The sequence below is a fragment of the Ectothiorhodospira shaposhnikovii genome (genome assembly GCF_016584105.1).
In the GTDB taxonomy this organism is placed as follows: Bacteria; Pseudomonadota; Gammaproteobacteria; order Ectothiorhodospirales; family Ectothiorhodospiraceae; genus Ectothiorhodospira; species Ectothiorhodospira shaposhnikovii.
On sequence record NZ_NRSM01000022.1, the window covers coordinates 29,631 to 51,755 of the forward strand.

Genomic DNA, 22,125 nt, shown 5'->3' on the forward strand with positions numbered 1-22,125 from the left:
GCCCCGTTCCTGCCGCAACACCTCGCAGACCCCTCAAAAATCAAATCCTGATAAGATTGCACAACTCCAAGAACGGGATCCTTGCCGCTGATGAATGCCCATATTCCTGGTTACCGTCGCCATACCACTGTCCCCGTCAGAGTCGGCCATGTGGTGGTCGGCGGTGATGCTCCGGTAGTGGTACAGTCCATGACCAACACCGATACCGCCGATGTGGCCGCCACCACCCGCCAGGTGGCCGACCTGGCCCGGGGTGGTTCCGAACTGGTAAGAATCACGGTCAACACCGAGGAGGCGGCCGCGGCCGTTCCGCGCATCCGTGAAGGCCTGGATGCCATGGGACTGAATGTACCCCTGGTGGGGGATTTTCATTTCAACGGCCATCGACTGCTCAGCAAATATCCGGCCTGCGCCGAGGCCCTGGCCAAGCTGCGCATCAATCCGGGCAACGTTGGTCGGGGAGCCCGACGAGACACCCAGTTCGCCCAGATGATCGAGATGGCCTGCCGTTACGACAAGCCGGTGCGCATCGGCGTCAACTGGGGCAGCCTGGATCAGGAACTGCTGGCCCGCATGATGGATGAAAACACCCGCAGGCAACCGCCGCTGGACATTCAGGACATCAATCGCGAGGCACTGATCGAATCCGCCCTGAGCAGCGCCCGGCGGGCCGAGGAAATCGGCCTGCCCCATGACCGTATCCTGCTCTCCTGCAAGGTCAGCGGCGTGCAGCCGCTGATCCGCCTCTACACGGACCTGGCCTCCCGCTGCGACTACCCCCTGCACCTGGGGTTGACCGAAGCAGGCATGGGCGTCAAGGGCATCGTGGCCTCCACCGCCGCCCTGGCGGTGCTGCTTCAGCAGGGCATCGGCGACACCATCCGTGTCTCCCTTACCCCGGAACCGGGTGCCGAGCGGGTCAAGGAAGTGATCGTGGCCCAGGAAATCCTGCAGAGCCTGGAACTGCGCAGGTTCATCCCCGCCGTGGTGGCTTGCCCTGGCTGCGGACGCACCTCCAGCGATTATTTCCAGCATCTGGCCCAGGACATCCAGAACCACATCCGTCGCAACATGCCGGAGTGGAACAAGCGCTATCCGGGGGTCGAGGAGATGACCGTGGCGGTGATGGGCTGCGTGGTCAACGGACCGGGGGAAAGCAAGCATGCCAACATCGGCATCAGCCTGCCCGGCACCGGTGAGATGCCGGTAGCCCCGGTCTATGAGGATGGCGAAAAGACCGTCACGCTCAAGGGCGACCATATCGCCGAAGAGTTCCTGCTGCTGGTGGAGAAATACATCGAACGCCGCTACGGCTGATCAACGCAGCGTCCTTATCGGCTCTACCCTGGGCCGGGGCTTGGCTCCGGCCTCTTGATCCAGTCTCAGCAGTTCGGCCTGGGCCAGTGCCACCAGACGATTGAAGCCGGAGAGGGCCTTTTTATCCAGGGCACAATCATCGAACCTCCGGTCGGCATAAACCAGCCCCAGCGGCCGATCACCCGCAAACAGGGAATGGGCAAAAAATGCCCTGACCCCGATGATGTCCCGGAGAGACTGCGGTACCTGGTACCACATTTCATCCACGTTGCCCGGATTCAGCCAGAACGAGGCCGGCCGCTTCATCAAGACCGTCAACAAATGACGACCGTAGAGGTCAATGGTCATCCGGTTGAAATCCGGTTCATAATCGGTTCCCACCATGGATACGGGAACCAGCTGGTTCTCAGCCTCGTCCAGGCGGGCGAATACCACCCGATTCAGTCCCACCCCCTGGTGCAGCCCCGCCAAAAGCACATCCAGGACTTCCCCTTCATCGCCCAACTTTCCGGATTGCAGCGTGGCTTCTGCCTGATCCAGGCTGTCACGCCTGGGCGCCAGACAGAACACAGGGCGCTGCGAACTGATACCGCTGATCCACTGATCCCTGATCAGTTCAGCCTCCAGATCGGGTACTGCCGGAAGATCACCGTAAAGGTTCAGGTTAAGGTTGAACTCTCTCGAAACCCTGTTGAGTTGCTCCACCACGGATTCGATATCCGCATCCAGGTACTCCATCACCAAACGCAAATCCCTGGCCTGCACGGGACAGCACCACCCGCCAATGGCGTGACGTGCCAGCTTGGCCGCCAGCATGACGCCCAGGGGACGCGGATGACGGGCATTGGAAGGACACATGCAATGCCGCACAAGATCAGGCAATTTCCACAAACCCGCAAGACGGTGGCCGACCGCCTTCAGGCTCAGGTTCAGCGCCACATATTCCGCTTCATGGGGCAGAACCTCTGTGTTTTCCATGAGGGAGAGATAGCGAGCAATCCGCCGTTCCTGATGCACCGCCAAAGCCAGTTCGCCCAAATTGAAGAGCAGGGCTGCCAGTGCAACTTCACCCGGAACCATGTCATTACGCAGGGTGCCCCAGGATTCAGCCAGCATAGCGGCGTAAGTAGCCTGCGCGGCCAGCTGGAAATAGCGTTCCCGGGCGGCGGGATCAAGCAACTGATCCAACGGCCTGGACTTCTCCAGACAACGATGGATACCCTGGATGCCGATCATCATGGTGGCCTCATCCAGGGACACCACCTCGGTACGGAAATGCCGATGAGGAACCGCATTTGCCATGCGGATGACATTGAGTGCCAACCCCACGTCCCACTGTATCAGGCGCGCCACCAGACGCATGCTGGAAAGCGCGTCCGACTCAAGGTCACCCAGCAAGAGCGCTGTACCCGGCAACAAGGGAAGATCCTGCCCGCCAAAGGCACCGAGCCATTCATCCAGCTGCCGTTTATCCATTATCACGCCCCTTCAAATTGAGCAGTACTTCACAGGGATATATTCGTTTATTATGGACCGTATTCTCTCATCCTAGCCAGCCCAGGCCCACACCGGATAACAGGAGGAACACGGTCAGTGAATCTCATTCTAGGCTCAATCATCGTTACCGTTGCCGTTCTTGGCGGGTGGTCCCTCCATGGCGGGCAGCTCATCCTGATCTGGCAGCCCTATGAGTTCGTGATCATCCTGGGGGCAGCCCTGGGCGCCTTCGTGATCGCCAACCCCATGAAGACGATCATCAAGGTCTTCGCCCTCATTCCCAAGCTGATGGGTGGCCCCGTCTACAAGAAAGATGATTACATGGAACTGCTGGGCCTGATGTATGACCTGTTCACCAAGGCACGCAAGGAAGGATTGATGGGCATCGAGGGGGATATCGAAGAGCCGGAAAACAGCCCCCTGTTCGAAAAATATCCGCGAGTTCTCAAGAACCATCATGCGGTGGAGTTCATTTCCGACTACATGCGCCTGGTCGTGAGCGGCAGCATGAATCCGTTCGAACTGGACAACCTCATGGACATCGATATCGAAACACACCATCACGAAGCCGCTGAACCCGCCCATGCCGTATCACGGGTGGCAGACGGCCTGCCCGCCTTCGGTATCGTGGCGGCGGTGCTGGGCATCGTCAACACCATGAGCGCCCTGGATGGCCCCATCGACAAGATCGGCGGACTGGTGGCTGCCGCACTGGTGGGCACCTTCACGGGTATCCTGCTGGCCTACGGCTTCGTGGGTCCGCTGAGCAATGCCCTTGAGCGACGCGCCGATGAAGAATCCAAGTACCTGGCGGTTCTCAAGGCCTGTATTCTTGCCAACGTGCAGGGTTACAGTCCTCAGGTGGCAGTAGAGTTCGGGCGCAAGGCCATGGCCTCCAACATGCGCCCCAGCTTCATCGAACTGGAACAGCATCTGCGCGGCAACAAGGGGTAGGCAGCCTTGGCAATCGAGGAGAAAAAACAGCCGATCGTCATCAAGCGGATCGTCAAGCACGGCGGTCACCACGGCGGCGCCTGGAAGATCGCATTTGCGGATTTTGCCATCGCCATGATGGCCTTCTTCCTGCTCTTGTGGATTCTATCGGTCACCGATGACATGCAGAAGGCGGCAATCTCCCAATATTTCCAGGATCCTTCCGCCGCCATGGGGATCAGCCCCACCCCGCCCCACCCCACCGATGGCCAAGGCGCCTCACCCTCCATCATCGACTTTGAGGGCGCAGTCGACATGGAGCGGGTTGAGGAACTGGCCCAGGAACTGGACCGGCAACGGCTGGAAAACCTCAAGGAAGTGCTGGAAGAAGCGATGGAACAGAGCCAGGCGCTGGAGCCCTTCAAGGATCAGTTGCTGCTTGACATCACGCCGGAGGGCCTGCGCATTCAGATCGTCGACAGGGAAAATCGTCCCATGTTCGATCTGGGCAGTTCCCAGCTCATGAATTACACCACGGCCATCCTCAGAGAGCTGGGGTCCATCATCAACCAGGTTCCCAACAAGATCAGCATCACCGGCCACACGGATGCCCGCCCCTTCATCCGGGCCAACTACAGCAACTGGGAACTGTCCGCCGACCGGGCCAACGCGGCCCGGCGCGCCATGCTGGCGGGAGGCATGGAAGAAAACAAGGTGGGCAGGGTGGTCGGACTGGGTTCCACGGTGCTGTTTGACCGGGAGAACCCGGAAAACCCCATCAACCGTCGCATCAGCATCATCGTGATGAACCAGGCGACCGAGGCCTCCATCCTCAAGGAGGCCTCGGTGGAATACCAGGGCGATCAGATACTGCCGTTCACGCCCTGAGTATTTCCCGACTCTCCCGGGCCAGGAATTCCAGCCCACCGCCGGCACCCCTGGCCCGGAGAGCCCCTTGACAGACCAGACCGCCCTTGACTACCAGGGCGGCATAACGGTCTTCGATGGCCTGACAGATCTCACGACAGCGGGCCGCCTCCCTGTCCCGACTCCCTGGCTCCCGGGGATCATACAGACGATGCACCAGAACCGGTATCGGAAGACCCAGTCGTGCGGGTCCTTGCCTGAGTATCCCCTGTATCCCTATATCCAGGGCCTCCCCCATCACCTCCATGGGAGCGGGCCCGACACACCAGGCCAGATTGCGCAACTGGACCTCGTCCAGGGCATCTCCGACGATGACCAGCCACTCCGCTCGCTCAACCTGCTCATGCAATCCGCCCTTGTAAAGACGCAGGTAGTCAAGCTGTGACAGGTTACCCTGGAGCAGACGTGTCATCAGCCTCACAAGCCCCTCTCTGGGAGGCTCCGCCGGACCGGCTTCCTGATCCTGACGATCCCGGATGGCGTTATGTATGCTCTGATAGAGTCGCAACGAGGCGACGCGGGGCTCCAAGGACAAGGTCTGCCGATACAGAGTCAGACTGTCGATATAAACATCGGCCCGCATCCGTCCCAAAGCATCAGGCACATGGATCCGGATACCGTCCGTATCCGTGTCAACGCCGATCAAAAGGGTATCCACCGGTGGCGGCCTGGAAAGCCCCGCGCCAATGGATTCCCTGAAAACCTGCAGCCGATCCAGCAGCAAGTCGGCATGGCTCTCGGTACTGCCAGGGCATTCACAGGATCTGGCCGCAGGTTCGGTCGATCTGAAATGATAGACACACACCTTGAGATACCTGGAAGGAACATCGGCTGGAACAGGGATGCCCTCCAGGTGCCGAAGCAGCTCACAGTAGCGCCAGTGCTCAACCTGGCTATCCACATCAAACACCCCGCCCACCCTGGCGCAATGACGGATCTGCAAACCGGGCAGGCGCAGAATCAGACGCTTGAGCCCCATGAGACGGCCGTCCGGGCACGTGCTGACCACCATGGCATGGATGTCACAATCCAGCAGCTCACCCAGCACACTTTCCACGTCCAGCATGGGTGCCGGGCAGTCGCGCCAGGCGCCGTCCACCATCTGGGACAGGATCTGAAAGATCCCCTGGGCATAGAGCAATCGCACATCCAGGCCTCCCACCCAGGACCTTTCCACCACCTCCGCGGGCCACTCAAAGCCAAGCCGTTCCTGCGCCATGGCCTGAATTTGCCGGGCGTGATCGGGCCCCATGGACTGGTACTGCATTTGCCTGAGCGCGGGGATCAATGCTGTCAGTTTTCCCTGAAAGGCCTGTTCGAAGGCATACAGTCTGCCGTGATCGAAAGGCTCCGCCAGTGGATGGTGGGCTTTGCCGGTGTTCTCTCCGGCTCCCTGCTCCAGTTCCGTATTCACTACCTGGACACCTCATTTTTGTCATTGAGAACAGGGTCCACGGCCAAGACATTCGGCGCGTACCCCTGATACACGAATTTTAATCTGCTTCCCATTAAGCAATACTCACGGATGTGGCTTTGACCAGACGCAGGGCCATTCCATGGAGAATCCCAAGGCCGAACACGGGCAATACCCTTCGTCTGGCGGAGGACCATCCTGCCCCATGGAGGCAACGGCACAATGAATTTCACCTTTCGACAACTCAAGGCCTTCGAAGCCGTGGCCAGACACCTCAGTTACACCAGGGCTTCGGAAGAGTTGCATCTTACGCAACCGGCCGTGTCCATGCAGATCAAGCAGCTCGAAGAACATGTGGGCCTGCCCCTGTTCGAACAGATCGGCAAACGGATCTATCTTACCGATGCCGGCAAGGAGCTTTATCACTACAGCTGCACCATCGCCAATCAGCTGGCGGAAGTGGAGATGGTTCTCAGCGAAATGAAGGGGCTACGACGAGGACATCTGAACATAGCCGTGGCCAGCACCGCCAATTATTTTGTTCCACGCCTGATTGCCGCGTTCCATCAGCGCCATCAGGGGATCTCCGTGACCCTGGAAGTCACCAACCGTGAGTCCCTGCTCAAGCTGCTGGACATGAATGCCATGGACCTGGCCATCATGGGCCAGCCGCCCTCCGGCGAGCCGGCCGCCCACCCCTTCCTGGAGAACCCGCTGGTGATCATTGCGCCACCGGACCACCCGCTGGCGCGGGAAAAAAACATCCCGGTAGCACGTCTGGCCAGTGAGCATTTCGTGGTACGCGAAGAGGGATCGGGGACCCGGGGCGCCGCAGAACGGTTTTTCGAAACCCACGGCATCACCCTGCTGGCCACCCAGCAGATGCACAGCAGCGAGGCCATCAAACAGGCGGTGGAAGCCGGACTGGGCCTGGGCCTGCTGTCCCTCCACACGCTGGAGATGGAACTGATCCTGAAACGTCTGGTAGTGCTGGACGTGGAAGGCTTCCCCATTCAGCGCCAATGGTATGTGGTTCATCCTCGGGGAAAACGTTTTTCCGGCGTGGCCCAGGCCTTCATGAAATTCACTCTGGAGGAGGCCGGGCACCTCCTGAAGACACCCGAGTGGCGGAATTAAAAAACCCCTTTAGGCGTGTTGACAGGCCCCAGGGGCCTCCCTATAATCACGCCTTCTTCGCACTTGGGCGGTTAGCTCAGCGGTAGAGCACTGCCTTCACACGGCAGGGGTCAGTGGTTCGATCCCACTACCGCCCACCAAATTGAAGTACAAGCAGTACCAGGAAGATCTCTAAGCCCCCGGAAACGGGGGCTTTTTTGTTTCCGCACGTCCGCCACCACGACCCGGCTCGAAAACATTCCTGATGTCAAAGAAGAAGAAATGTTGCAAGAAGTACAAAAAGAGCAAGCGCTGCAAGGAATGCCCCAAGCGCAAAGGCTGATCTGCCGACACCCTGAGGCAGAGCCATGCTTCCGGAGATTTGGAAATCCCTGACCGCAGCCATGGGTAGCGCATCATCACCACGATGACGGCGCTTTCCCTATCGAGCCACTATACTATCGGCGGAGCCTCAAATTCGGTCGAGGCGTGCGCCGGGCTGCCCAGCCGCATTCTGGCTGCTTTCATCGATCGGTGTTCGCATGCCGGTCCAATTCAGGAAGAAATCAGGTGAGAGAAAACTCATGAAAGACTACCTGCTGTTTCGCAAGATGATCACTCCACCCTTCATCCACATTATTTTCTGGGTGGGCGTGGCCGCCGTCGTGATCGGCGCGCTGGGTACCATGTTCGGACAGAGCTTCCTCGGCGGGCTTGTGATGCTGGTTCTGGGCGTGGTGTTCTGGCGCATCAGTTGTGAACTGATGCTGGTCCTGTTCAGCATTCACGACCGGCTCTCGGAGATTGCAAAAAAGCCGGGCACCGGCATTTAAGACCACGCACCCGGTGCCTCGGCTTTAACTTGGCCGAGGCACCGGGGCGGCACTTCCACTAGTGCAGGGTCCGGGGCGTCTCGTCAAAGATGGCGGTTACCGCTTCCTTGTCCAGCCGATATTCCCGGTTGGCCAGGTCATCCCGGACGATGACCGCGCCCTGCTCCTGCAGAACCGACTCCACTTCCTCACGGCCCAGGGAGCGGAGCAGTGAACGGACTTTGCTCCAGTCCTCGGGGGTGTCGTGAATCACGCTTCGAGGCTCAAAGACCCTGACCGCCTCCTCGGGGAAAAGACGTGTCAGCAGGGAACTCACGGGCAGATTGATGAGTTCATCGTCGGTGATCGTGGATGCCAGATGTTCGATGCGATTCCAGCCATCAGGGTCACGCTCATCGGCTGCGGGAAGTTTCTGCAGAAACAGGCCCGCCGCCCCTTCTGACGTCGCGGTCAGGAACAGTCTGGAGGGCAATTGCTCGGACAGGCTGAGATAGTGCTCGAAAATCTCACCGATGCCTTCCCCCTCCAGAGGGACCACACTCTGCCAGGGCTGACGCATGCTGGGAAGGTCCAGTGAAAGTACCAGACGACCTTCACCCAATAACGCTCTGGCCGACCCCGACTCAATGTCGCCGGCCGACTGGGCCAGGGCTCTCAGATTCAGCCTTGCGTCACAGTCCACAACCAGCAGGGAAACCGGACCGGCGCCCCGGAGCTGGAAAGTGACACGCCCCTGCTGTTTCAGGGCCTCGGTGATGAAAAGGGAAGTAACGCACATTTCACCCAGCAGATGGGTCACCGGTACGGGATAGTCACGTTCGGCGATGATCTTTCGCCACACCGGCCCGAGCTGGACAACCGCCCCGCGAATGTCCAGATCCTCCAGCAGGAAACGCTGCAACAGGTCTTGGCTCATCCCAGCACCTCCCGGTAACGATCGGCATCAAATCCCATCAACAGGGTTTCACCCCATTCAAGAACGGGTCTCCTGATCAGCGTGGGATGACGGGTCATCAATGCGCAGGCACTGGCTTCATCGAGGGCTTCACGCTCGGCCTCGGCCAGCCTGCGCCAGGTCAGTCCACGGCGGTTGAGCAGTGACTCCCAACCCACCATGCGGCACCAGTCCGGCAACCGGGCGGCCACTACACCGGTCTTCTTGTAGTCGATGAATTCATAGTCGATACCATGGCTTTCCATCCAGGAAAAGGCCTTTTTCATGGTATCGCAGTTCCTGATGCCGTATAGACGACAGTGATGCTGAACACTAGGACCCGACATGTGGCAGAAATAGCTCCGAATTGACTGAATGGGATTCCCATGGAAGCACTGAAAAAGTCTTCTGTCGTCACGCCCGCTCAGGGAGAGGATTTTTCGATCCGTGACCAGATCCCCGCTACGCGGGTATGACGTATTCATGGCCTCCTTATTGTAACCAGCCCGCTCCGTTCATGGGAAACGGTGTCAGGACCTGTTCCAGATGGATTCGAAGATCAGGATTCACCCATGCTGCAGGTCGGGGCAATGGTGACAACCCTGGCCAGGGCAGCATGATCCTCGAGCGCCTATACTTGGTCAATAAATTACAAAAACATCAAACCGCCCGCGCCGCTGAATTTCAGTCACGATCCAGCAACCATGATCCCGTTTGGCTTGACCCTGCCCATGCCCTGAAGGCATCCCTTGCTCTCTGAAATCACTGCACGGGAACTTATGAAATGAATCGCTTACCCAAAAATAAAACCATAAACATAATACGGACACTATTCATTGCAATCTGCCTCATCCCGACGTTACTGACATCCGCCCATGCAGAAGAAAAATCCTTCAGGATCTTTCATGTCATGAGTTTCGATTCCCCCTGGCGATGGACGGACGGCCAGTTTGCGGGCTTCAAGGAAGGACTCGGAGATGCCGATGTGGAATACAAGATATTCCAAATGGATATCAAGCGACATGCCTCACGGGAAGCACAGGCGATAAGAGGTGCCAGTGCCCGTGAAATGATTGATGCCTGGTCGCCGGACCTGCTCTACATTTCGGATGATGCCGGCATTGATCATGTCGCCAGACACTACGCGAATACCCCCATGCCCATTGTTTTCAGTGGCGCCAACAAGACGCTGGCAGAGCACAGTCTTGAGGGCACCAGCAACATCACCGGCGTGCTGGAATACGAGCATATCCCCGAGTCCATCCGCCTGCTGCAAAACCTGGTGCCTGATGTCAGACGCCTGGCCGTGATCACGGATACCGCATCCCACTGGGCTCCAGTGATCCAGCGCATTCATGGGAGCATGTCCGCCCTGCCCGGCATCGAACTGGTCGCAGTGGATGTGGTTGTCAGCTATGCGGACTTTCAGAAGCACGTGATTGACTACGAACAGACCGCCGACGCAGTCATGTATCTGGGAGTCTTCAATTTTCTTGATGAGGAAGGCAACACCGTACCCTACGAGGCCCTGCAACGCTGGGTAGTGGAAAACAGCACGCGCCCGGATATCAGTTTCTGGATCGATCGCATCCATTTTGGCGTGCTGGCATCCGTGACTGTGTCTGAACTGGAACAAGGCATCGCGGCGGGCAAGCTGGCCCGGACCATCCTGATCGACGGGGTTCTTCCAGCCGATATCCCCCCGGAGCCCACGGTGAAAGGACGTCCGGCCATCAATCTCGCCCGCGCCAGGCAGCTGGGCATCAATGTCCAGTCCACCGAGTTGCTCACATCCGAGATCATCATGGAGTTTCAGTGGGAAAGACTGCACGACTGAAACTTGGATTGCGGGCCAAAATCCTGCTCATCGTGGCCACGGTCGTGCTGGTGGCCATGGTCACCAATACCCTGGCTTCCAGCTATCTCTTCACCCGCCAGCAGACCGAATCCCATTTACTTTGGGCCCAGGCCATCTCGCGCATACTGGGCGGGCAGCTTGAGCGCATACTGTTCCTTGGCATTCCGATTGATGATCTGCAGGGATTCGAGCGCCAGTGCGCCGAGGCCGTTGAACGCAATGGGGATATCTCTTACGCCTTCGTGGTCTCCGCCACGGGCAACATGCTGTTTCATAACCTTCAGGCGGAGGGACAACCAAAACCTCCCGTTCCCCCGGCTGTGGCGGAAGGCATCAAGCAGGGAATGGTGACGATCCATAACCCTGATGACAAGAGCTATGCCGTCATTCAACCGGTGATGGATCCGAGGGGAACCAAGGTGGCCGATGTGATCGTGGGCTTTCCCAAGGAAGTCATCGAGGAGGCCAGAAGCCAGCTCCTATGGGTCACCACGGGGATCGACCTTGGCGTTTTCATCATCAGTTTCGGGATCCTGTTCATCGCACTCTCCAGGTTCGTGATTCTGCCCCTGTCCCGGATCGTGCGCTCCCTGGAGGACATTCAGCCCGGCAACATCGGCAATACCCGCAAGCTTCCCGAGGGGGGAGAAGATGAAGTGGCCATCATGAGCCGGGCATTCAACCGGCTGCTGGAGCGTCTGGCGCAACATGAACAGGCCCTTGTGAAGGCCAAGGAGATGGCGGAAAACGCGAACCGGAGCAAATCCGAGTTTCTCGCCGTGATGAGTCATGAGATCCGCACACCCATGCACGCCGTGCTGGGCATGAACGAATTGCTGCTCCGATCCCCCCTGAATGAAACCCAGGCCAGTCATGCCAGCAGCATACGGCGCTCCGGGCGCGCCCTGCTCTCCGTCATCAACGATATTCTGGACTTTTCCAAGATTGAGGCGGAAAAGCTGACCCTGGAAGGCGTGGACTTTGATCTGCTGTCGGTGGTTGAAGACGCCGTTGACACGCTCAGGGGAAACGCCATTCAAAAACAACTGCAATTGACCTGCGAGCAACCCGGCTTGTCGGTTCCATTACATGGTGACCCCGTCAGGCTCATGCAGGTACTGCTCAATCTTCTGAGCAACGCCATCAAATTCACACACCGGGGCGAAGTGTGCATGCGCCTGATGGCTGAGGGGCCTCCCCCTTCACATCTACCCATCGGCAGCCAGTACCTGCTGATCGAGGTCCGTGACTCAGGCATCGGGATTCAGAAAACAGCACTGGAGCGGATTTTTCAGCCTTTTTCTCAGGCGGACAGTTCCATCACCCGTCAATATGGGGGTAGTGGCCTGGGACTGGCCATCGTCCTGCGGATTATCAAACTGATGCACGGGGAATTATCCGTGGACAGTGAACCCGGAGTGGGTTCCTCCTTTTTCCTGCGCGTACCATTTGCTGCCGCCGAGAAGGAACTCGGGATCACCGGCACTGCACCGGAAATCGGCTCCAGTTTTTCCCCTCATATACGGGTTCTGCTGGCGGAAGATGACCCGGTCAATCAGCAGGTGGCCAAGGCCATGCTGGAAAATTCAGGCTGTCGGCTGACCTTGGCCGCGGACGGAGAGCAGGCGGTGTCATTGGCACAGTCCCGTGCGTTCGACCTCATTTTCATGGACTGCCACATGCCGGTTCTGGATGGATTTTCCGCCACGCAAAGGATACGTGATCAACCTGGCCCCTCCGCCCGAACGCCCATCATCGCCCTGACCGCAGACGTATTGCAGGAAACCCGGGAGCGGTGCAGGGACGTGGGCATGGACGACTACCTCGCCAAGCCGTTTTCCCTGTCGGACCTGAACACCATGGTGTCCCGCTGGCTCAACTCGGGGACCTCCGCCGACCAGGAGATGACGGAAATGGACTTGAGCGAGAAACACTCGCGGGAAAATGCCATCAAGCCCTTTGATCCCGCACCACTGAATCAGATTGCACGGTTAAAGCGGGCCAGGGAACGCCAATTGATCAGGTGTACAGTGGAACTCTACCTCTCCGAAGCCGGCTGTCTCGTGGAAACCATTCTTGAGTCCGCTCACAACAGGGACTGGAGCAGTCTCCGGCTTGCGACCCATCGCCTCAAATCCAGCAGTGCCAATGTAGGCCTCATGGCAGTCTCCGAGTCGGCGGCTGAACTGGAATCCATCCTTCGCACCACAAGAGACGATGCTATGGTTTTCAATATAACCAGAGAATTGAAACAGTTGAGCGCTGCAGGCAGGGAGGCACTGCAGCACTATGTTGACACTCAAGAAAACAGCCCCCCTGCATGAAAGCAGCACAAGCCAAGCCCATCAAATCCTGAAACGTCCCACCACCAGCCGGAGTTCTTCCGCCAGTTTGGAAAGGTCATGACTTGCCTGGGAGGTCTGCAGCACGTTTTCCTTGGCATGCTGCGCCACCTCGTTGATCCGGTGGATGCTCTGGTTGATGTCATGGACCGTGGCGCTTTGTTCCTCGGCCGCGCTGGCGATCTGCTGAGTCATGTCATTGATGTGGGTCACCGCCTGGGTAATGCGGTCCAGGGTATTGCCCGCCTCACCAGCCTGGGTCACGCTGTGATCCGCGCCGGTCCGGCTTTCTTCCATCACCTTTACGGCGGATCTGACGCTGGCATGCAGTTTCTCGATCATGCTCTGAATGTCCGAGGTGGATTTTTGCGTGCGGCTGGCCAGTGTCCTGACCTCATCCGCCACCACCGCAAATCCCCTGCCCTGCTCTCCCGCCCGTGCTGCCTCTATGGCGGCATTGAGCGCCAGCAGGTTGGTCTGTTCCGCCACATCCCGGATCACCTGTAAAATCGAGCCGATGCTTTCGGTATCCTGGCGCAGGGCCTCCATGGCTTCCGCCGTTCGCGTGACATCACCCGCCAGTTTCCGGATGGCGCCAACCGTCGTGTCCACCACCGTTTTGCCGCCCCTGACGTCGGACAGGGTCTGCAGGGCACTGTCCGCCGTGGACTGGGTACTCCGGGCCACCTCTTCCACGGTGGCAGTCATCTCGTTCATGGCCACCGCCGCGCTGTCCATCTGATGCGCCTGCTGGTCCATGCCCCGTTCCGTTTCTGCATTGATCTGGGAAAGCTCGGTGGATGCGGCTGCCACTTCATTGGCGTAGTTGGTGATGTCGCCCATCATGCTGCGCAACTGGCCCTGCATTCTCGCAATGCTGGCCAGCAGACTTCCGGTGTCCCCCGGTTGCAGATTCACCTGGGTGGTCAGGTCTCCCGCGGCCACCTGTTGCACCACCTGGGCCGCGTAAACAGGCTCCCCCCCCAGGATGCCTCGGACTGCCCTCACAACAACCAGACTGATGATCACCGCGATGATCACCATGGTTCCGGCAATGATGATCAGATTACGCAGCATCGCCCTGACCGGGGCCATGGCGTGGTATTCCTCTTCCTCCAGGATCAGCCCCCAGCCCAGCATCGGGATGTAGTTGTAGCTGCCGATGACCGGGACGCCGGCGGCGTTAAGATAATGACCCAGACCGGTTTGCGACTGACGAATCCCCCTCACGGCCAAGGTATCCACCGGCGCGTTGGTCTGGCCAATGGACGCCGCCGGGGTCAGCGGCATGCCATCGGCTCCATTCACCAGATACACTTCCACAAACTCTCCCACGCTAAGGGCGCTGACCTGGACAAAGATCGTCTGCAACTGCACGGCACCCCGCATGACCCCGACGATGCGCCCCCCTTCACGGATGGGGATCGCCACGGTGCTCACCAGATTACCGGTGGCCCTGGAAAGGACGGGGCGGGAAAACACATCCTCGCCGGCAATGGCGCGCCGGAACCAGTCACGATCCGGCACCTGGAAATCACTTACCTCGCTGCGGGACATGACCCGACTGCGCCCCTCGAAAGCGGCGCCGGCGATGCCCTGCCCACGCCGGCCAGGAAACGCATCTCGTCCTGGCGAACCGTCAGCCAGCGGGTGAACGCCTCGGTATTCATTGCCCCGATGCCCTGGAGTTCCTCTTCAACCGCCGAGGTGAAGGCCGCCCGGTACTGAAAATAGACCGCAACGGAAACCGACAGGATGCTCGCCAGCACCAGGGTAACCAGGATCATGATCAGACTTCGGCCAAAACCCAGCCATGCAATCAGGTGTTTCATACTCCCCTCCCCCGATGGAAACCTTGATCGAGACGATGTCTGGCCCAGTCGGCATTGATTAAGACTGCCGGGACGCCCTTCCAATTTAGAACGAATCTAATATTAGGCATGAATTGCCTTTTTTTCCAGTGCCCTCCGGGTAACTTCGCCCTTAAGGTAGGATAGTCCCGATATCTGGTAATTTCTCGCGATACCGGCTTGATCACCCGTCAACTCCCCACCCTGGAGGACGGCCGGACGCCATCCTGAAGAATCTCGGCCCGGTACCAAGGAAGCATGCGGCCGCGGACGGCTTGCATACCCCGACACAAACAGTCAAGGTTTGCATTGTGCCCTTGCCCTGACCTATCTTTAGACTTTATCCAAAACACAATGATCGTTGCGTAAATCGCTTCACGAGGAGAAAACCGGTATGACGCACCAACTGCCCGATCTGCCCTATGCCAAGGACGCCCTGGAACCCCACGTCTCCGCGGAGACCCTGGAGTTCCACCATGACAAGCATCATGCGACCTACGTCACCAACCTGAACAAGCTGATCAGCGGCACCGAGTTCGAAAGCCTGTCCCTGGAGGAGATCGTCAGGAAGGCCCCTGCCGGCGGTATCTTCAACAATGCCGCCCAGGTCTGGAACCACACCTTCTACTTCAACTGCCTGAGCCCCAACGGCGGTGGCGAGCCCACCGGCGCCCTGGCCGAGGCCATCAATGCCGCTTTTGGTTCCTTTGCCGAATTCAAGGACAAGTTTGCCGCCGCAGGTGCGGGCAACTTCGGTTCCGGCTGGACCTGGCTGGTGAAGAATGCCGACGGTAGCCTGGAGATCGTCAACACCAGCAACGCCGCCACCCCGATCACCGAGGCCGGCAAGACCCCGCTGCTGACCATGGATGTGTGGGAGCATGCCTACTACATCGACTACCGCAATGCCCGGCCCAAGTACATCGAAGGCTTCTTCAACGTGGTGAACTGGGACTTCGTCGCCGACAACTTCGGCTGACTCTCACCACCTTCATGGCGACGCGCCCATGATGGCGAAAGACAATCGGGGCGCCGTACCAGACAGGCTCCTCTCCCCTTGAGGGGAGAGGAGTGGCGGTGAGGGGAAAAGACCGGCATGACGGCAGTCCGGTAATCCCCCATTCGCGGACAGGCCCGCTCCCACAATTCAGCGTCGTGTCTTCGCCATACCCATGGAGGATTCAAGGCCTTTGCGCCCTGGGTCAGGGCATCGTATGATGCACGTTTGAGTCATTTCCTAACCGGCGCCCTGGGCGCCCGTGAACAGCCGGCAGCCATGGGCTGCCTTTTTTCGTTTTTGGAGGGGAGCAAGCCGAATGTCAGACGCCCTCATGCAGAACTACAAGCGCCAACCCGTTGCCTTCGTGCGGGGAGAGGGCCCCTGGTTGTGGGACGACCAGGGCCGGCGCTATCTGGACGCCCTGTCCGGCATCGCCGTCTGCGGCCTGGGCCATGCCCATCCGGCCGTGACCAGGGCCCTGTGCGAACAGGCCGGACAACTCATCCATACCTCCAATCTCTACGAGATTCCCCATCAGACCCGGCTTGCCGAGCGTCTGACCGCGCTGGCCGGCATGGATCGGGCCTTCTTCTGCAATTCCGGCGCCGAGGCCAATGAGGCCGCCATCAAGCTGGCCCGCCTGCATGGCCATCACAAGGGCATCGCCCGCCCCACCGTGATCGTCATGGAAGGCAGCTTCCACGGCCGCACCCTGGCCACCCTGACCGCCACCGGCAATGCCCGCATCCAGGCAGGTTTCGCTCCCCTGGTGGAAGGCTTCATCCGCGTGCCCCATGGTGATCTGGCCGCGGTGGAAGCCCTGGCGGATCACCCGGACGTGGTGGCCATCCTGGTAGAGCCGATCACCGGCGAAGGCGGCATCCGCATCCCCCCGGAAGGGTATCTCAAGGGACTGCGGACGCTCTGCGACCGGACCGGCTGGTTGCTGATGCTGGACGAGATCCAGGCCGGCATCGGCCGTACCGGGACCTGGTTCGCCTTCCAGCATGACGGTATCACCCCGGATGTACTGAGCCTGGCCAAGGGCCTGGGCAACGGTGTCCCCATCGGCGCCACCCTGGCGGCGGGGGCGGCCGCCGACCTGTTCACCCCCGGCACCCACGGCACCACTTTCGGCGGCAATCCGCTGGTGTGTCGTGCAGCCCTGGCAGTACTCGACACCCTGGAGCAGGATGCCCTCCCGGCACAGGCCGACACCATGGGGCGGTATCTGGTGGCGGCCTTCCGGGATCGCCTCGGCCGGCACCCCGCCGTGCGGGACATCCGCGGCAAGGGCCTGATGCTGGGCATCGAGCTGGATCGCCCCTGCGCCGAGCTGGTGGGCCTGGCCCTGGAAGCCGGCCTGCTCATCAACGTCACCGCGGAGCGGGTCATCCGCCTGCTGCCGCCCCTGATCATCGACCGGGCCGAAGCGGACCAGATCGTGGATACCGTCTCTGATCTGGTGGAACGGTTCGCGGCCCAGGCCGCCTGAGGAAATGCCCATGGCTGTGCGTCACTTTCTGTCCCTGCTGGACCTCTCCACCGAGGAACTGCGTCACCTGATCCACCGCGCCATGCAGATGAAGGCGCAACTGCGACAGGGCGAGGCCTACGAACCCCTCAAGGGCAAGACCCTGGCGATGATTTTCGAGAAATCATCCACCCGCACCCGCGTCTCCTTTGAGGTGGGCATGCAGCAACTGGGGGGACATGCCATCTTCCTGTCCCCCAAGGATACCCAGCTGGGCCGGGGCGAACCCATCGAGGACTCGGCCCGGGTGCTCTCCCGCATGGTAGACATCGTCATGATCCGCACCTTCGAGCACGAGAAGGTGGAGCGGTTCGCCGCCAACTCCAGGGTGCCCGTGATCAACGGCCTCACCGACCTGGAGCACCCCTGTCAGTTGCTGGCGGATCTGCAGACCTGGTTCGAGCTGCGGGGCGACATTGCCGGCCGCACGGTGGTGTGGGTGGGGGATGGCAACAACATGTGCCACAGCTACATCCACGCCGCCGAGCGCCTGGGCTTTGAACTGCGCATTGCCTCCCCGGAAGGCTATGACCCGGACCCGGTGATCCTGGCCGCCGCCGGTCGCTGCGCCGCCATCGTGCGTGACCCCATGGCAGCGGCTAAAGGGGCCGACCTGATCGTCACCGACGTCTGGGCCAGCATGGGACAGGAGCAGGAACAGGCCGCCCGCCGCCGGGCCTTTGGGGATTATCAGGTCAATGCCGCCATGATGGCCCAGGCCGCACCCGACGCCCTGTTCATGCACTGCCTGCCCGCTCACCGGGAAGAAGAGGTTTCCACCGAGGTGCTGGAAGGCCCGCAAAGCGTGGTCTGGGACGAGGCGGAGAATCGCCTGCACGCCCAGAAGGCCCTGATGGAATTCCTGCTGGTGGGCAACGGCAGACAACAGGGGCTGTCACAGGAATGACATTCTGATGGTATAGACTGTGCGGATGACCGAGACCGAGATCGATCTGACCAATCCGGAGCTGTACCTCAACCGTGAGCTGAGCCTGCTGGCCTTCAACCAGCGGGTTCTGGAGCTGGCCAAGCAGGATACGATTCCGCTACTGGAACGGCTGAGGTTTCTGTGCATCTCGTCCACCAACCTGGATGAGTTCTTCGAGATCCGGGTGGCGGGGCTCAAGCAGCAGTTGCAGCTTGGGGTGAACACCCCGGGGCCGGACGGTCTCAGTGCCACCGAACAGCTCGCCCGGGTGGGACAGCTGGCGCACACCCTGGTGGACGACCAATACGCCACCCTCAACGAGATCCTGATCCCCGCCCTGGCCGAGCAGAACATCCACTTTGTTCGCCGCACGCGCTGGAGCAACGAGCAGGCCGCCTGGGTCAAGGATTTCTTCGACCGGGAACTGTTACCGGTGCTGTCCCCCCTGGGACTGGACCCGGCCCATCCGTTCCCGCGCATCCTCAACAAGAGCCTCAATTTCATCGTTACCCTGGAAGGCAAGGATGCCTTCGGCCGGGAAAGCCGCATGGCAGTGGTCCAGGCTCCCCGCTCCCTGCCCCGCCTGGCCCGCCTGCCACGGGAACTGGCCAAGGGTGATTACGATTTCGTGTTTCTTTCCTCCATCCTCCACGCCCATGTGGGGGAGTTGTTCCAGGGCATGACCGTCACCGGCTGCTACCAGTTCCGGCTGACCCGCAACTCGGACCTGTTCGTTTCCGAGGAAGAGATCGACGACCTGCTGATGGCCCTGGAAGGTGAACTGCCCCAACGCAATTACGGCGAGGCAGTGCGGCTGGAGGTGGCGGACAACTGCCCGGCCAAGGTGGCGGACTTCCTGCTGCGCCAGTTCAAGCTGGGGCCAGACGACCTTTATCAGGTCAACGGCCTGGTGAACCTGAACCGGCTCATGGCCGTGCACGAACTGGTGGAGCGCCCCGATCTCAAGTTCCCCTCTTTCGTGCCCGCCCTGCCCCCGGTCCTGACCGGGTCGGCGGACATCTTCCATACCATCCGGCGCGGGGATGTGCTGCTGCATCATCCCTATCAGTCCTTCGTCCCGGTGGTGGAATTCATGCGCCAGGCAGCCCGGGATCCGGACGTGCTGGCCGTCAAGCAGACCCTGTACCGTACCGGCGTGCGCTCCCAGCTGGTGGACATCCTGGTGCAGGCCGCCCAGGCGGGCAAGGAGGTCACGGTGGTGATCGAGTTGCGCGCCCGGTTTGACGAAGAGGCCAATATCCAGTTGGCCAACCGCCTGCAGGATGCCGGCGCCCATGTGACCTACGGCGTGGTGGGCTACAAGACCCACGCCAAGCTGGCCATGGTGGTGCGCCGGGAAAAGGACCGTATCCGGCGCTATGTGCATCTGGGTACCGGCAACTATCATGCGGGGACCGCCCGGGCCTACACCGACTACGGTCTGCTGACCGCCGACAAGGTGATCGGCGAGGACGTGCACAAGGTCTTCCAGCAACTCACCGGCCTGGGCAAGGTATCCAAGCTGAAGAAGCTGCTGCAGGCCCCATTCACCCTGCACTCAGGGATGCTGGAGCGGATCGAGCGGGAGATCGAGCATGTACGCTCGGGCAAGCCGGGGCGTGTCCTGGCACGGATGAACTCCCTGATCGAACCCAAGCTGATCCAGGCCATGTACCGGGCCTCCCAGGCGGGAGTGCGGATTGACCTGGTGGTGCGGGGGGTATGCTGCCTGCGGCCCGGGGTTCCGGGGGTTTCGGACAATATCCGGGTACGTTCGGTGATGGGGCGTTTTCTGGAGCACTCCCGGGTGTTCTATTTCCAGAACGGCGGTGAGGCGGAGATCTTTCTGTCCAGCGCCGACTGGATGCCGCGCAATTTCTTCCGCCGGGTGGAGGTGGCCTTTCCGGTGGAGGTACCGGAACTGCGGGATCGGGTGCTGCAGGAATCCCTGCTGGCCTATATCTCGGACAACACCCAGGCCTGGGCGCTGCAGCAGGACGGCAGTTACCGTCGTCTTAAGGCGGCCTCCAACCACAAGCCCCGCTCGGCCCAGGACGAGTTGCTGGGCAAGCTCACCGGCTGATCTTGCCGTCACTCCACCTTGAGCTTGAAATGGGCCGCCTTCAGGTGGCCTGACTCCCGCTCCAGATCCGCCCGGGTCAGGGGGTTGGCATCCAGCCAGCCAGGCGCGAACCGCAGCTTGAGGCCCTGATCCTTCGCCTTCAGGCCCTCCAGGGCCGGCACGGCGTCCGTGCGGGAGCGGTGCAGCAACACCGCCAGTCGCAGCAACACCGCCAGGTACATCATGGAGCGGCGCTCCAGGATCGGCAGGTCGTCAAACAGCTTGACGGGAAACTTGCGCCGGTGGGCACGTACCAGCAAGGCGATGCGGCGCTGCCCTTCCAGGGTAAAACCGGAAAGGTCCGCGTTCTCCACCAGATAGGCCCCATGTTTGTGAAACTGGCTGTGGGAGATGGACAACCCCAGTTCGTGCAGGCGCGCCGCCCAGGTCAGGGTATCGGCATGGTCCTGGTCCAGTCCCCAGGTTTCCGCCACGGGGTCCAACAGCTTCAAGGCCGTCTGCTCCACCCGACGGGCATGATCCGGCTCCACCTGGAAGCGCTTCATGATGCCGTCAATGGTACGGGTGCGCACGTCCTCGTGGCTGATGCGCCCCAACAGGTCGTAGACCAGCCCCTCCCGCAGGGCGCCGTCCGATACCCGCATCTGCCCGATACCCAGGGCCTCGAAGACCGAAAGCAACACCACCACCCCACCGGGCAGCACCGGGCGACGTTCCTCGCTCAGGCCCTTGAGTTCCACCTTGGCCATGTCCCCGGCCTTGATCAGGGTCTGACGCAGCAGGTGCAACCCTTCCAGGGTGATACCCTCCCGGCTCCAGCCCTGTTCCCGCATGATCTTGTCCACCGCCAGCATGGTGCCCGAGGCACCCAGGGCCTCCTGCCAGCCCACCCGCCGATAAGTTTCCTCAATAGGTTGCAGCTCCAGCCGGGCACCGATCTCGGCGGCACGCCAGGCCGTTTCGGTGATGATGCCCTTGGGGAAATAGAGCCGCCCCATGCTCACGCAACCCATGTGCAGGCTTTCGGTGTGACTGGGTTCGAAGCGCTCCCCCAGGATCAGCTCCGTGCTGCCGCCGCCGATGTCCACCACCAGCCGCCGGCCGCCGTCATCCGCCAGGCTGTGGGCCACCCCCAGATAGATCAGGCGGGCTTCCTCGCGGCCGCCGATCACCTCAATGGGATGTCCCAGGGCACGGGTGGCCAGTTCCAGGAACTCATCGGCGTTGCGGGCCTTGCGCAGGGTGTTGGTCCCCACTGCGCGCACACTGCCCAGAGGCAGGTCACGTACCCGCTGGCCGAACTGATGAAGACAGTCCAGGGCCCGGGTCACGGCCTCGGGGCCGATGAAGCCGCGGTTATCCAGACCGCTGGCAAGGCGCACCGACTCCCGCAGACGGTCGAGCATGTGCACTTCGCCGTCACGGACACGGGCCACGATCATGTGAAAGCTGTTGGAACCCAGATCGACGGCGGCGACGGTCTCGGGGGGCTTGCGGCGTCGGAACATGGAAGTCTCCCTCTCTTGTGGGGCCAGATGAACGCCCCTCAAGGGGTCGAG

Annotated in this window: 18 protein-coding genes and 1 tRNA gene; 12 read left to right on the top strand and 7 right to left on the bottom strand. The window is 60.6% G+C overall.

Going from position 1 to position 22,125, the window contains the following annotated elements:
• Positions 1 to 90 precede the first annotated feature (90 nt).
• Positions 91 to 1,317: a flavodoxin-dependent (E)-4-hydroxy-3-methylbut-2-enyl-diphosphate synthase gene (gene ispG, locus CKO35_RS12505; protein ID WP_200176479.1), complete on the top strand. Its 1,227-nt coding sequence runs from the start codon at positions 91 to 93 to the stop codon at positions 1,315 to 1,317.
• Here ispG and CKO35_RS12510 read toward each other — a convergent pair whose 3' ends face one another.
• Complete coding sequence (locus CKO35_RS12510) at positions 1,318 to 2,793, bottom strand: HDOD domain-containing protein (RefSeq protein ID WP_200176480.1); 1,476 nt, start codon at positions 2,791 to 2,793, stop codon at positions 1,318 to 1,320.
• Between the two features lie 117 nt (positions 2,794 to 2,910).
• Here CKO35_RS12510 and motA point away from each other — a divergent pair, with 117 nt between their 5' ends.
• Both motA and motB read left to right on the top strand, forming a co-directional pair.
• Positions 2,911 to 3,768, top strand: coding sequence for a flagellar motor stator protein MotA (gene motA / locus CKO35_RS12515; RefSeq protein WP_200176481.1), 858 nt, complete (start codon positions 2,911 to 2,913; stop codon positions 3,766 to 3,768).
• Positions 3,769 to 3,774: 6 nt separating this feature from the next.
• Positions 3,775 to 4,635: a flagellar motor protein MotB gene (motB, locus tag CKO35_RS12520; RefSeq protein WP_200176482.1), complete on the top strand. Its 861-nt coding sequence runs from the start codon at positions 3,775 to 3,777 to the stop codon at positions 4,633 to 4,635.
• On the opposite strand, the gene CKO35_RS12525 is transcribed toward motB, so the two are convergent.
• Entirely contained in the window at positions 4,625 to 6,088 is a 1,464-nt protein-coding gene (locus tag CKO35_RS12525) for a carboxysome shell carbonic anhydrase (protein WP_200176483.1), read from the bottom strand. The genes motB and CKO35_RS12525 overlap by 11 nt on opposite strands.
• Before the next feature lie 222 nt (positions 6,089 to 6,310).
• Between CKO35_RS12525 and CKO35_RS12530 the strand changes: the two genes are divergently transcribed.
• The 3 genes from CKO35_RS12530 (at position 6,311) to CKO35_RS12540 (ending at position 8,037) form a co-directional block, all read left to right on the top strand.
• Complete coding sequence (locus CKO35_RS12530; RefSeq protein WP_200176484.1) at positions 6,311 to 7,225, top strand: LysR family transcriptional regulator; 915 nt, start codon at positions 6,311 to 6,313, stop codon at positions 7,223 to 7,225.
• A gap of 65 nt (positions 7,226 to 7,290) precedes the next feature.
• Positions 7,291 to 7,365, top strand: a tRNA-Val gene (locus CKO35_RS12535).
• A gap of 381 nt (positions 7,366 to 7,746) precedes the next feature.
• Positions 7,747 to 8,037, top strand: a complete 291-nt coding sequence (locus CKO35_RS12540) for a DUF4282 domain-containing protein (RefSeq protein ID WP_200176485.1) — start codon at positions 7,747 to 7,749, stop codon at positions 8,035 to 8,037.
• A gap of 58 nt (positions 8,038 to 8,095) precedes the next feature.
• Here CKO35_RS12540 and hslO read toward each other — a convergent pair whose 3' ends face one another.
• Entirely contained in the window at positions 8,096 to 8,953 is an 858-nt protein-coding gene (hslO, locus tag CKO35_RS12545) for an Hsp33 family molecular chaperone HslO (protein WP_200176486.1), read from the bottom strand.
• Complete coding sequence (locus CKO35_RS12550) at positions 8,950 to 9,318, bottom strand: arsenate reductase (RefSeq protein ID WP_200176487.1); 369 nt, start codon at positions 9,316 to 9,318, stop codon at positions 8,950 to 8,952. The genes hslO and CKO35_RS12550 overlap by 4 nt, the downstream gene beginning before the upstream one ends.
• Positions 9,319 to 9,881: 563 nt before the next feature.
• Here CKO35_RS12550 and CKO35_RS12555 point away from each other — a divergent pair.
• Complete coding sequence (locus tag CKO35_RS12555; RefSeq protein ID WP_200176488.1) at positions 9,882 to 10,808, top strand: ABC transporter substrate-binding protein; 927 nt, start codon at positions 9,882 to 9,884, stop codon at positions 10,806 to 10,808.
• Complete coding sequence (locus CKO35_RS12560) at positions 10,787 to 13,153, top strand: ATP-binding protein (RefSeq protein ID WP_200176489.1); 2,367 nt, start codon at positions 10,787 to 10,789, stop codon at positions 13,151 to 13,153. The genes CKO35_RS12555 and CKO35_RS12560 overlap by 22 nt, the downstream gene beginning before the upstream one ends.
• A 21-nt stretch (positions 13,154 to 13,174) precedes the next feature.
• On the opposite strand, the gene CKO35_RS12565 is transcribed toward CKO35_RS12560, so the two are convergent.
• Positions 13,175 to 14,728, bottom strand: coding sequence for a methyl-accepting chemotaxis protein (locus CKO35_RS12565; protein WP_242467180.1), 1,554 nt, complete (start codon positions 14,726 to 14,728; stop codon positions 13,175 to 13,177).
• Positions 14,710 to 15,003, bottom strand: coding sequence for a hypothetical protein (locus CKO35_RS18025; RefSeq protein ID WP_242467181.1), 294 nt, complete (start codon positions 15,001 to 15,003; stop codon positions 14,710 to 14,712). The genes CKO35_RS12565 and CKO35_RS18025 overlap by 19 nt, the downstream gene beginning before the upstream one ends.
• Before the next feature lie 412 nt (positions 15,004 to 15,415).
• Here CKO35_RS18025 and CKO35_RS12570 point away from each other — a divergent pair, with 412 nt between their 5' ends.
• From CKO35_RS12570 to ppk1, 4 genes are all read left to right on the top strand, one after another.
• Positions 15,416 to 16,000, top strand: coding sequence for a superoxide dismutase (locus CKO35_RS12570; RefSeq protein WP_200176490.1), 585 nt, complete (start codon positions 15,416 to 15,418; stop codon positions 15,998 to 16,000).
• Positions 16,001 to 16,337: 337 nt separating this feature from the next.
• The gene (locus CKO35_RS12575; RefSeq protein ID WP_200176491.1) at positions 16,338 to 17,516 is read left to right on the top strand and encodes an acetylornithine transaminase; all 1,179 of its coding nucleotides are present in this window, start codon (positions 16,338 to 16,340) and stop codon (positions 17,514 to 17,516) included.
• A 10-nt stretch (positions 17,517 to 17,526) separates the two neighbouring features.
• Positions 17,527 to 18,462: an ornithine carbamoyltransferase gene (gene argF, locus CKO35_RS12580; protein WP_200176492.1), complete on the top strand. Its 936-nt coding sequence runs from the start codon at positions 17,527 to 17,529 to the stop codon at positions 18,460 to 18,462.
• Between the two features lie 25 nt (positions 18,463 to 18,487).
• Positions 18,488 to 20,566 carry a polyphosphate kinase 1 gene (gene ppk1, locus CKO35_RS12585; RefSeq protein ID WP_200176493.1) on the top strand — a complete coding sequence of 693 codons (2,079 nt, stop codon included), beginning with the start codon at positions 18,488 to 18,490 and terminating at the stop codon, positions 20,564 to 20,566.
• Between the two features lie 8 nt (positions 20,567 to 20,574).
• Here ppk1 and ppx read toward each other — a convergent pair whose 3' ends face one another.
• Positions 20,575 to 22,074 (bottom strand): exopolyphosphatase, encoded by a 1,500-nt coding sequence (gene ppx / locus CKO35_RS12590; RefSeq protein ID WP_200176494.1) that lies wholly within the window; start codon positions 22,072 to 22,074, stop codon positions 20,575 to 20,577.
• Positions 22,075 to 22,125: the final 51 nt, after the last annotated feature.